This is a genomic window from bacterium (Candidatus Blackallbacteria) CG13_big_fil_rev_8_21_14_2_50_49_14 (assembly GCA_002783405.1).
Lineage (GTDB): Bacteria > Cyanobacteriota > Sericytochromatia > UBA7694 > UBA7694.
In genome coordinates this window covers 1-11,277 of sequence record PFGG01000034.1, presented here as the reverse complement: position 1 = coordinate 11,277, position 11,277 = coordinate 1, and the positions used below count along the sequence as shown (strand labels likewise).

The 11,277-nt window shown below is 41.7% G+C and carries 8 protein-coding genes and 1 pseudogene (1 of these 9 only partly in view); 8 read left to right on the top strand and 1 reads right to left on the bottom strand.

Going from position 1 to position 11,277, the window contains the following annotated elements; translation table 11 throughout:
* The 8 genes and pseudogenes from COW20_06755 to COW20_06720 all read left to right on the top strand — a co-directional run.
* Positions 1 to 137, top strand: a pseudogene (locus COW20_06755) (hypothetical protein); it begins 895 nt to the left of the window's first position.
* A 24-nt stretch (positions 138 to 161) separates the two neighbouring features.
* Positions 162 to 4,064, top strand: coding sequence for a hypothetical protein (locus COW20_06750; protein ID PIW49170.1), 3,903 nt, complete (start codon positions 162 to 164; stop codon positions 4,062 to 4,064).
* A 706-nt stretch (positions 4,065 to 4,770) separates the two neighbouring features.
* Entirely contained in the window at positions 4,771 to 5,349 is a 579-nt protein-coding gene (locus COW20_06745) for a hypothetical protein (GenBank protein PIW49169.1), read from the top strand.
* Positions 5,350 to 5,410: 61 nt separating this feature from the next.
* Complete coding sequence (locus COW20_06740) at positions 5,411 to 5,908, top strand: hypothetical protein (protein PIW49168.1); 498 nt, start codon at positions 5,411 to 5,413, stop codon at positions 5,906 to 5,908.
* Between the two features lie 126 nt (positions 5,909 to 6,034).
* Positions 6,035 to 7,564: a hypothetical protein gene (locus COW20_06735; GenBank protein ID PIW49167.1), complete on the top strand. Its 1,530-nt coding sequence runs from the start codon at positions 6,035 to 6,037 to the stop codon at positions 7,562 to 7,564.
* Between the two features lie 2 nt (positions 7,565 to 7,566).
* Complete coding sequence (locus COW20_06730; protein ID PIW49166.1) at positions 7,567 to 7,992, top strand: hypothetical protein; 426 nt, start codon at positions 7,567 to 7,569, stop codon at positions 7,990 to 7,992.
* Positions 7,925 to 9,955 (top strand): hypothetical protein, encoded by a 2,031-nt coding sequence (locus COW20_06725; GenBank protein PIW49165.1) that lies wholly within the window; start codon positions 7,925 to 7,927, stop codon positions 9,953 to 9,955. Before COW20_06730 ends, COW20_06725 begins: the two co-directional genes overlap by 68 nt.
* Before the next feature lie 335 nt (positions 9,956 to 10,290).
* Positions 10,291 to 10,809 (top strand): hypothetical protein, encoded by a 519-nt coding sequence (locus COW20_06720; protein PIW49164.1) that lies wholly within the window; start codon positions 10,291 to 10,293, stop codon positions 10,807 to 10,809.
* A gap of 195 nt (positions 10,810 to 11,004) precedes the next feature.
* Here the strand turns inward: COW20_06720 and COW20_06715 are convergent.
* Positions 11,005 to 11,277: hypothetical protein (locus tag COW20_06715; protein ID PIW49163.1), on the bottom strand; the 273-nt coding region annotated here is incomplete at its 5' end.

Here is an 11,277-nt window from a genome sequence, read left to right as displayed (position 1 = left end):
AAAATGAGCAGGAGCAAGAAGAGTTTATTATGCTCATCGACCCGCCCCAAAATTCAGAGCTGACAAAAAATACCAAATACAGTTTTTCGTATACCACTCCTTTTGGTGTGGCGTTTCAAGAGTTTGTGGCTAATTAAAACGGGATAGACAAAGAGGACTGAATGAGAGCGATAATCAGAAAATGGGTTGCACAAATTGTTACCATCTCCATGCTGGCAGGGTGTGTTCTGCCACAAGGGCAAACCATTTGGGGCGGAGGCAATAATACGCTCTCACAAAATTCAGCCACAGCTCCGGATTCTGATGATGTTTGGGATGGTGATATTAAGCTTGAAATTGATCCTGGTTTGATGGGGGATAAATACAAGCACTTAAAAAAAGTCTCTTTTGTCAGTGATACTGAGGGTGAGGATTTTAGCATTCAGTCATCCCGCCATTATAAAAATTACAAAAAATACCTCAAGCCCGAATTTCAGTGTGTGCAATCCCTTCCCGATGGAAGCTACCGCGCTTATTTTGGTTATCACAACACAAACAACAATACGATAAATATTCCGATTGGCTCTAAAAACAAAGTTTTGCCTGCAGAACCCATGCTGCGCTGGAAACACAAAAAGAAAAAGAAATTTGATCAAGGCCAACCCACCCGCTTTACGCCTGGGCGTGTGGGACCCTTTCCCAGTTCCGCTTTTTCGGTGGATTTTGACCATGGCAATGTTCATTGGCTCTTAAACGGCAAAACAGCAAAAGCCAATAAACGCTCTACAAGATGCCCAGTAGGGCCGACTCCCACCCCACAGCCGACGCAAACGCCCAGTGCAACTCCAACGCCAACTTTACCGCCAAGCCCAACACCTACACCCGGTGGTTCGCCCACACCAACTCCGAGCTTTCCACCTAGCCCGACACCCACGCCAGTTCCAACAGATACGCCGACTCCGACACCCGAGCCAACAGAAGAGCCAACGCCTACTCCAATGCCAACACCCAGTGATGTGGTGTTTGATCCGGCTGACCCGAGTACATTGGGTGACCTTTTTCCAGATGTGCCGGGAAATAACCCCAATCTATCGGAACCAGAAACCGTTGCCGCTGCATTTATGCTCAACAACAGCCCTCCTTCACCAACTGAAAATGCCGTAATTGGGGTAGCATTGGCCGAACCAGTCCAAGCCAACCTGCAAACAATTTTGGATCGTTACAATGGAACCGTTCAATCTGTCGTTAACGATAATTTTTATTTTATAAAAATTGATATGACTGAAGTTGATCTGAGTATTTTACAAACCAATATCCAAATAGTTAATTCTCAGATCTTCACAACTAAACCTGATTATGTTTTGACCCAAGCCAGTTTTGGAAACTTAGAATCAGCGAAGACCTTTGCTGCCATTGTAGATTTGATTGCCAATGGGCTGGTACAGGGAGCAAGTTTAAACAATGTATATGAAAACAGTGGGTTCAGTGTTAATAGTATAGAGCGAGTTGGTTTTGGAACTGGTTTTGCTCAGGGCCTGAATTCTTCTGAGTCATGGTGGTTGAATAATAACTCCACAAAAGTCACTGGGGCTTGGGATTATTCAATGGGTTTCAATGTTCAAGAGAACAGACCTGTTTCTATTGCCGTAATTGACGCTGGTTTTGCTGGCTTGTACAGAGATATGTTTGCTGGTGTTCCAGCTCCTGAATTGCCTGTTTCTAAAATTGATTGGGCAAAAGGGTCTTCTTGGTTTAACGGAGTCAAAAGAACTTGGACAGCAACGGTTTCTTCAACAGGTAGGAATTATTTACAACAAGAAGATTTTACCTGCCCGTTATTTGCTTCAGATTGTCAAAATAATCCAGAAAGCCATGGGACTCAAGTCATTTCAACGATAGTGGCCGAAGCCAATAATGGCGCTGGCATTGCTGGTGTTGCACCTCAGGCCAAAATTATCCCATTAAAAATTGGTAATGGACAATTCTATTCTCCAAGGGATCATTTGGATGCGTTGAATGAGCTGTCTCGTATTGTTGTTGCTGGTAATAATGTAGATGTTGTCAATCAAAGTATTGGAGCCGGTAATTTTAACTTCTCAGATGAGTATTTTAGTAAAATTAGTCTAGATCCTAATGTTGCAAATTATAGTGTCAATGTTTTTCAAAAAGTTGATGCTTTGACTCAATTGGGGGTTGTCTTTGTGGGGGCTGCTGGTAATGGTTCTTATGATGCAGATAGAAATATAATTGCAGGGCAAAGCATGTTGAATCGAGTAATTACAGTTGGAGCAATTGAAGATAGTAATACAACAACAGCAGCCCCTCCTATTGATTTACAGCGAGCGATTTTTACGAATCCATTTTCGTTACCGCTTTCTGTACAGAAAATTCACGGATCCAATTATGGGCCTTCGCTCCATCTTTGGGCTCCTGGCGATAACATGTTTACCTATACTGTACCTCTAGGAGCTACATCTCCTGGCTTACAAGCTTGGGAGGGTACCAGTGCTGCAGCACCTATTGTGACGGGCATTGTAGCTTTACTTAAAGCTCAAAATGCATCTCTTACTACGTCTCAAATTCTAACTCTGCTTAGAAGTAGTGCTATCAAAAAAACAAATATTATTGACAATTTGGTCAGAACAACTCCATTTGTAGACAATGGTCTTTTTACCAGTCAAATTTGCAGTTCTTTGTCAGCTCCGCCTGGAGTTTGCAGCTGTGGAGGATTCTTACCTAATTCAAATTATTATTTTCTTAATCAAGTAAATTGTGGCACATTTACATCCACCGTTTATGATATGGATATTGTTAACGCAGAACAAGCAATGATCAACTCAGGCTTTTCTAAAGCGGTTGAACTTGATGGAGAACTTCTGTTAATTCCTGCTCCCGGTGGAGGAAGCTTGGTTCAATTTAGTACACCTTCTAATAGTTATCAAATGCAGTGGGGAGCAGTAACTAACTCAAATATTATTGGCAATCTCCAAGCTGAAGACACTACCGTTTCACCTTCAACTTTTGTTTCAATTGACAGTTTGATTTCATCCAGTGCAAATGTTAAGGTAAAAGGTATTGTCAATGGTAACAAAATTATTTTCCATTCAGTTAAAAAAATATTTGCACCGCCTTCTCCTACAGGAAAGGTATGGAAACTCAAGTTGTTTAATGTCAACGATCTTGCAGAAGTTTGGATTAATGGCAGCCGGATTGACAGCTTAACTTTGCACACCAATACTGGAGCTGGATTTAGTAATGTAGATCGTTTTATTGATGGTGTAGACATTTCTAGCTTTTTATCTGCTACAGGCTTGAATACCATTAACTTTAAAATCTACAATAATGATACGAATCAACCATTTTTCAATTTGCCTTTTCCATTCTCTGCTATATCATCAGGGGAATCCATTGATAATGGAAGTTCATGGGGGATTGAGTTAACTGCGGATAACCAAATTGTTTATCGAGATATCCGCGGAAGTGCAAGCTCTCGCTCTGCTTCCTTAACAGCTCCATTCGGTGCTAGAAGGGCCAGTTTTTCTCAGGGACTCGTGCTAGATGATACTATTTCTGTTAATAAAAATGGAAATGTGCCTATTAGTAGTGGGTCTTATCAGGTGCGGGTTTATAATGTAAGTGACAATGTGATTGCAACAGTGAATGGCACACAAGTTTCGTCATTAAATTCCCAAAGTCCCTTTGAAACTTTTTACACTATTGATAGCAATATGCATTCTGGTACGAATACCTTCTCGTTTGAGGTTAAGGCTGCAAATAATACTTCCACAACAACTTATCCGGGTGCTATTCCAGCTTTTATTTTAAGTGATCCAAATTTCCCCTTGGGTAACCTAACCGCAATCAATAATAATCTTCAAATTCAGCGAGCAACTTATACTTGGGGCTTTGATGTGTTTCGTAATAACACATTAATCTATCGTAACAGAGATGGGGAACGTGAAAATCTTGATGTTGGTTCAGGCAATTTTAGGAGCTTTCCATCAGGTGCTGAATTCAATACCCGAACGACAAACAGTCCTGGAACACTTATGAAAAGTGATCAATTTAACCTTACTTTACCTTGAGGGGATAAGGCGGAAAGAAAATAATGAGAAGGATAGGTGTCTGTATGAAGTGTAGAATTCTTTCTGCCTTATGCCTTGGATGGTTACTGGGTTGTCAACAAATGGGAACTTCAGTAGCAAAACCATCTCCTTCTGTTTCTTTGAGTAGTTTTCAAACCACTCAGAATGAAAAAAAGAATCTTATCTCTTCCTGCCAAATGAAGCTTAAAGTGAGGCGGCTCGAACCATCAGAATTTGGATTATATGGTAATGCCAAAACTTTTGGACTGACTGTTGATTCCAATAATTGTATCGCTCAAAATGAGAGCTTGTCATTTCAACTTTATGTCGAAGGAGCAGCTCATACTCCTCACCCCACTGGTCCTGTTCCGTTTGATTCGGTAACACAAATAAATAACAAATTAAATAGATTGGATTTATGCTATGTACCCATTCGAGGAACAAACATAAATTATGCCGTTTATGCTGAAGTTGTACTTAACAAAAGTAAAGCTGTGATTCGTAGCAATAAAGTGGTTTTAGAAACTTTACCTGACGAATTCAGTCAATGTGAATTAATGTTTGAATCCCCTGCTTTTGTTTATCCTGATGACCCAAATTCCCCTGAGCCTTATGGCTATTGTCCGCCTGGAAGTGAATTAGCATATTGTAAGTCTCTGTCTCCCAAAATTGATAAATAGAAATATCTAGAGTTAAAGGTGAAAAAATGAAAAAAATGAGCCTGTCTCATCTATCTACCCTGGTAATAATTGTTTTAAGTAGCGGTACATTGATACTGCCTTCAATAGCATCAAACTCAGACGAACCAGAAGTTAGTCAGGTTTTTATAGAAACAGCTGAGAACAGTGGCGTTTATGGCGACAGTATTTTAGTTGTCTATGATCAACCTATGCTGGTTGATGCTCAACCTATACCTCTTGCTGGAGGCATGGAGGATGCAAATAATGCTCCTGGTTCAGAGCTTGAAGCGCCTGCTGAATACCCAAATCATCACGGTAATGCAACAGCATCCAAGACCGCACGTAATTATCGTGTTAAAATAACTCCTGGACCATATTCAAATACGACTGCTTTTGATGGTACTTGGGCTGATCTCGGAGGAAAGGCTTATTACCATCCAGAAGATTCAGATAAGCGAATGATTATTTTGAAACCACCCAGTAAACAATCCAAATTATTTGCTCCAGGAGATCGAGTAGAAATCAGTGTTGCAGAAACAGTAAAAAGCCCCCGAAAAAAACGCATGAGGGCCAATAAAAACAAACGGAAAGAAATTGCGAGCTAAGTACTATTCTCTCATTTTGTTTGTCCTCTTATTTCTGTGTGCTTGTGAACAGAAGCAAGGATTGCCTCCTGCTGATATTAAGCCCAGCAGTACGGTATCTCCCATCTCTGTGCAGCCCTCTCAAACAATTACCACTTCAACACCCAGTGTTGTTGCAACATCCTCAACGCCTATACCTGTGAGCACAGCCAATCTCTGCCCGATTACAACTAAAATCTCTTTTGATAGCCCCATTGATCTTTTCTTGGTTACGTCATTTCCAGTTTCTTGTCGGGAAAATATTATTGATTTTAAATATCTTTTCCAATTAAAATCACCTGAAAGTAAGCCCATCTATTTATATCAAGAATATCATTACATACTTGATAAATGTGCTTTGCCCCCTGAGATCAAAGAAGAGGGGGAATATAACATACGTGTAGAGGCCCATTTAAAAAATGGCCGGGCAATAGAAGGTAATACCGTTACGGTTACGATAAAAAAAGCGAGCGCAGAAGATTGCAGTAGAAAAGGTGGAGGAGCATCTTTAGAGGGCCGCTACAATTCAGGCAGAAATTAATGCCCTTTTACCTCTATTTATAATTCTGAACTTCTCTTTTGAGAGCCTTTATTTGAAAAATGGAGGCCAACGCTCATCTAATAAACAGTCAAACTATTAAACACAAATGCCAGCAGGAGAAATCATATGCCCAAAACAACATTTGAACTCTTTATCACCCGCTCAGACAATGCTCGAGAACAATGTTTGGCTACCTTGGCCAAACATTATTCCAAAGCCAGAACCCTCTCTCCCAATCCAAAATGGGCAGATTTTTTTCATGTGGACGTGGATGTGAGAGGCAGTATTTGGGAAACAGCCCAAAAATTGGCTTCTGTTCCTGGGGTGATTGATGTTGACCCTGTTGAAAAATTCCTGGGTTTGTTTAATGAATCGACTTACAAAGAGGATATCTCTTATGATCCTGATTGGCATAGAGATCTCACATATTTTCAAAATGGGATTGAGGAGTCTGTCCGTCAGGGGCGCTTAGATCTTCAAAAGGGTACCAATATTAAAGTGGCTCAGTTGGATACCGGGTATACCGACCATCCAGAGATAGCCAATATTAAAAAGGGTGAAAAAATTGGCTATAACTATGTTTCTAAGGGAGCCCCGGTAGACACACTGAGTCAGGGTCCTATGTACAACCCTGGCCATGGCACTTCAACGGCGGGTGTTTTTATGGGGCGGCGAACAAATGCTCCTTATGACAATGTTGATGGGCTCTTTCCCTATGTTCACTATTACCCCTATCGTGTGAGTGAATCGGTAATCCATATTATGTCGGATACCGTTCCCCGAGCCATTGAGCATGCGGTTGCAAAAAACTCTGACGTCATTGTGATGAGTATGGGGGGAATTCCCAAATTGTCCTGGCAACGGGCTGTTGAAATAGCGTTTGAAAATGGCACGATTTTTGTAGCAGCGGCCGGGAATCATGTCAATATGTTTGCTGGTCAGCAATCTGTTGTTTGGCCTGCTCGGTATGACCAGGTCATTGCTGTTGCCGGGGTGAATCATCAAGGAGTGCCTTGGGAAGGCTCTTGTTACGGTTCTAAGGTAGAAATTTCAGCACCTGCGGAAAACGTTCGGGTCGCCCATGTCCCTGAAAAAGACAGGTATTTATACACCTTTGGCAGTGGAACGTCTTTTGCTGTGCCCCATGTGGGGGCTGCCGCTGCTTTATGGCTGCACCATTATGCCAAAGAGCTTGCTAAAAATCCATTTCAAGGGGAACCCTCGCATAAAGTTGAAGCCTTTCGGTATGCCCTCAAAAGAAGCGCAACCCCGATGAGTCCTGATTATCAGGGGTTTGGAGCCGGAATTCTCAATGTAGAGAAGCTTTTGAGCATCACTCCACAAATGTATTTAAATGAATATGCGAAACCTTCATTTGCTGCACGGTTGGCATTGGAACGCTCCTCTACCAATAGCCCTTCGCTGGAACAGCGTGAAATGATGTCCTTATTATTATCCGCAAAAATAACCCCGGATCTTGATGCTGAATCTCAGCTAGAAGCACATATTGCCAAACACGGGTCTAAAAAGGGGCAAAAACTATTTGAAAAGCTACAGCAAACCCGCATGTCTTCCGTACTCAAGGGGCTTGAACGTGTAACCACGGCCTCAGATATTCGCGGAGGCTATTTTGAATTGGTCTCCAGGGGGTGGTAGTCATGACTATGCCCTTGAATCAAACTCAAACCTCAGAACTCTTGTTGGCCAAAAACGAATTGAATGAGACAAACATTCAATTAAAAGAGGGGGAACGTTATCGCTTGGTGCCAAGAATAGAACAAGACGATCCCTTGGTCGATTGGTTTATTAAAACAGATTTTAATGGCTTTGATGCTGAGTCACAGCCGTTTCCGATCAAAGAGTTTCTCAAAAGCCAAGAGAATAAAAAACGAATGAAGCGAGCCAAGTGGTTTGCTTTAATTGGCTTGGTTGATGAAGACGAAAAATGGGAATTTGTCATTGGCCAATCGTGTGAGATAACGGCCAAAGTCTCAGGGGCCTTGATGTGTTATCTCAATGACGTCCCTCAAGCATATTTTAATAACCAGGGTAGCTTTTACCTGGATGTCACTCGCTTGGCTTAAAGGGGGAAGTATGGGCAATATTAAAACCTTACCTGAAGACTTTTTAAAATTACTGGAAGAACAAGCAAAGCACCATCTTCCTCCCGATCTGAAGAGAAATCGTATCGCACATGCTGTAAACAGCGGCAGTGGCGTAAACCGTATTGACCTGGAACGTATGGTGGGAGACAATGACCTCGTCTATACGACCTACCTTGAGCGTGCTTTGTTAGCGGTCAAAGCCGTCTGCCGCATTTATGTTCCTCCTCAAGTTGGATTCGATGGGAATTGGGGAACAGGGTTTTTGGTCTCACCCAATTTGCTTTTAACCAATCATCATGTCATCGGTTCTTTCCAACAGGCACAAGCTGCAATTATTGAATTTGGTTATGAGCTGGATCTGACTGGAATGCCTAAGATCAGCTCACGTTTTCGTCTCCGACCCGATTTGGGGTTTATAACCAGTACAAATCCAGATGTGGATCCGCAATCATTGGATTATTCTTTGATTGCGATTGAGGATACTTCAGAAAATGGGGCAACCTCCCTATCTCAATTTGGTTTTTTGCGTTGCAACCCGAATTTGGGTAAAGTTGAAGCCTTCGAATATGTTTCTATTATTCAACACCCCAATAAAGAACCCAAATGTTTGGCCATTCGGGAAAACAAGGTGGTTAAAATAGGGGACAAGGATCCTAAAAAGGATGCCTTCATTTGGTATATGAGTGACACTGCACCAGGTTCTTCTGGGGCTCCTGTTTTTAATGATGATTGGCAAGTCATTGCCTTGCACCATTCGGCTGTTCCGGCCAGCAGAGGCAAAGGAAAAAAAGAAGAAATTCAATTGCTCAATGGCACTTGGGTTCCTAAAGAGCAGTTAAAACTGTCAGATCAGGACAAAATCAAGTACGTTGGCAATGAGGGCATCCGTATCAGTAAAGTGGTAGCAGATATAGTCCAGCAATATCAAGGGACCTCTAAAGGTGTTGCCAATACTAAATTTATAAAAGCACTGATTGAGGATTCAGAAGGAATACAAACATTTCCCAATGTCCGGACAGGGACGAGTATTGAAAGTGTGGCTGAAAATAGCTCTCCTCTTGAAAGGGTTTCATCCAAAGTCCACGGTGCAGATTATTTCAAAGGCAGAACAGGGTATAACCCTCGTTTTTTGAAGACGCCACTCAATCTTCCGAAACTGACAGCTAAGGCCCAGAAATTTGGTGCGGCCGCTGAACTGATTGGCTCTAAGGAGACAGAATTAAAATATACCCACTTTTCTGTTGTCTTGAATGCCGAACGGAAAGTGGCCTTTTTTACTGCTGTGAATATTGATGGCTCTCAATGGGGAACTCTGGGCAGGGAAACGGATGTTTGGTTTTATGATGGCCGTGTTTCTTTAGATGCCCAAATGGGCAATGAATTTTATGAAAATGAGCCCCAAAACTGGTTTGATAAAGGCCACTTAGTCAGACGGCTCGATCCAGTTTGGGGGACTGAGGAAGTTGCTTTATTGGCCAATGAAGATACCTTCCATTGGAGCAACTGTTGTCCCCAGCATTGGCGCTTTAATCGTGGCAAGCAATTGTGGCAAGGTTTGGAAAATTATATTTTATACAACACAGATCAAGAAAACGTGAAGGCAACGGTCTTCTCGGGACCTGTATTTTCTCTGGATGACCAAAAGCACAGAGGAACAGCTATTCCGAAGGCCTATTGGAAAATTGTCGCCGTTGAGGATAGCCAGGAAAAACTCTATTCCTCTGCCTATATTGTCAGTCAGGAACAATATGCGACAGGTATTGCTTTTGAAGCCTTGCCAGTAGAGAAATACAATACTTTTCAAACGACTGTGGCGAAAATTCAGGCATTAACGGGTCTTAAATTTCCCAAAGCTTTGACTGACCGTGATGTGATGGGAAAAAATAGTGATCGGAAACTACGCTCGCTGGCCGATCTTCAAGATATTAGTCGCAGATCATGAATAAAATTTTAAAAATTGGGGTGTGTAAAAATGAATATTTCAGAGTCTTGGGCTAACAGTTTTCCTGAGCCCCGCGGACAGAGTGAATTCATTGACTTCGTTTACAATGGCAATCTGGTATACCGTGAGAGCTTTGTCGTTGTTGATAGTGGATGTCACTGATGATAATCAGTAATATGCTCTGGTATAAAAAATTAACCCCAATTTATTTTTGGCTGTAATATTGATTATTTGCAAATAAATTGTTGTTTTTATAAATAATTATATAATATACTTAATTTATTTTGTTTTTTATGATTAAATTTTGAAAATACTAAACTTTTGGAGTGCGAAAAATGAATCCCTATACGTATTACATTACTTGCCAAGTAATGATGGCCAGCCTAAAAGCAATTGCCGAAGCTTTTATACGCAGTAGTTTTGATCCAGATAGTATTCCTCAGTCTGCTGTCACAAGTATGCAACAGCAAGAATCAACTCTTTTTCAGCAGGGAATGGCCCTTTACAACTTCATCTACTCGTCGGGAGCTGCTCCCAGATATAATCCTATTTATCTTAACGGTTTGTACGGATTCTTAAACCAGGGTATGAACGGGCATCTGGTTTCTGGGGAACTGTACAATTATCGTATTCGCGCCAAAGATCTCAATAAGGCACACGAACTTATGGTCTCCATAATGCAAACTGAAGGAATGATAAATAGCTATCGGGATCCATTTAATATGGGATATCCCCCGCTCCTCTCTAGCGTCAACCAGATATTGGCTGAGGAAAATATTGAAGTGCCTCCACATGGAGGTGTGAGTTCAATTGAGTCGGGACTGACTAGTCCTCTCCAACAGGAGACCGAATAGTTTACACCTGAATTACATCCTTAATGCGGCCTTGCGTTCGATGCTATAGCGAGTCATTATCGGCTTTTGTAGTCAGATTATTGAACACCTAAGAAGAGGTGGGACAAATATTCAAATAGCTGCTGATACAGATTGGCTTTCTGGCTCTTAACTGGCTTATCAACAAATAACTATCAACTTTTTGATAGTTATTTGTTAGATACTATCCTTGATAATCCGCTCCATCTCTTGCTCAAAGCGGGCACTGTCTTTGTTTTTTTTTAGGTTTTCGCGCAGGTGATTGAGTGCAACTCGGATAACCAAAGAGTTGTTGATTTTCTTCCTGCTAAACTCGTTCAGCTCGTCGGCCAGTTCTTCAATGTGCTGGATGTCAGAGCGATAAATGGAGAAACTTCGGGTGGTTAGCTCCTCAAGATTGCCCTTTTGAGCTTTGGTCTTTTTGGTATGCAGGGTGACTTCCTGCTGATC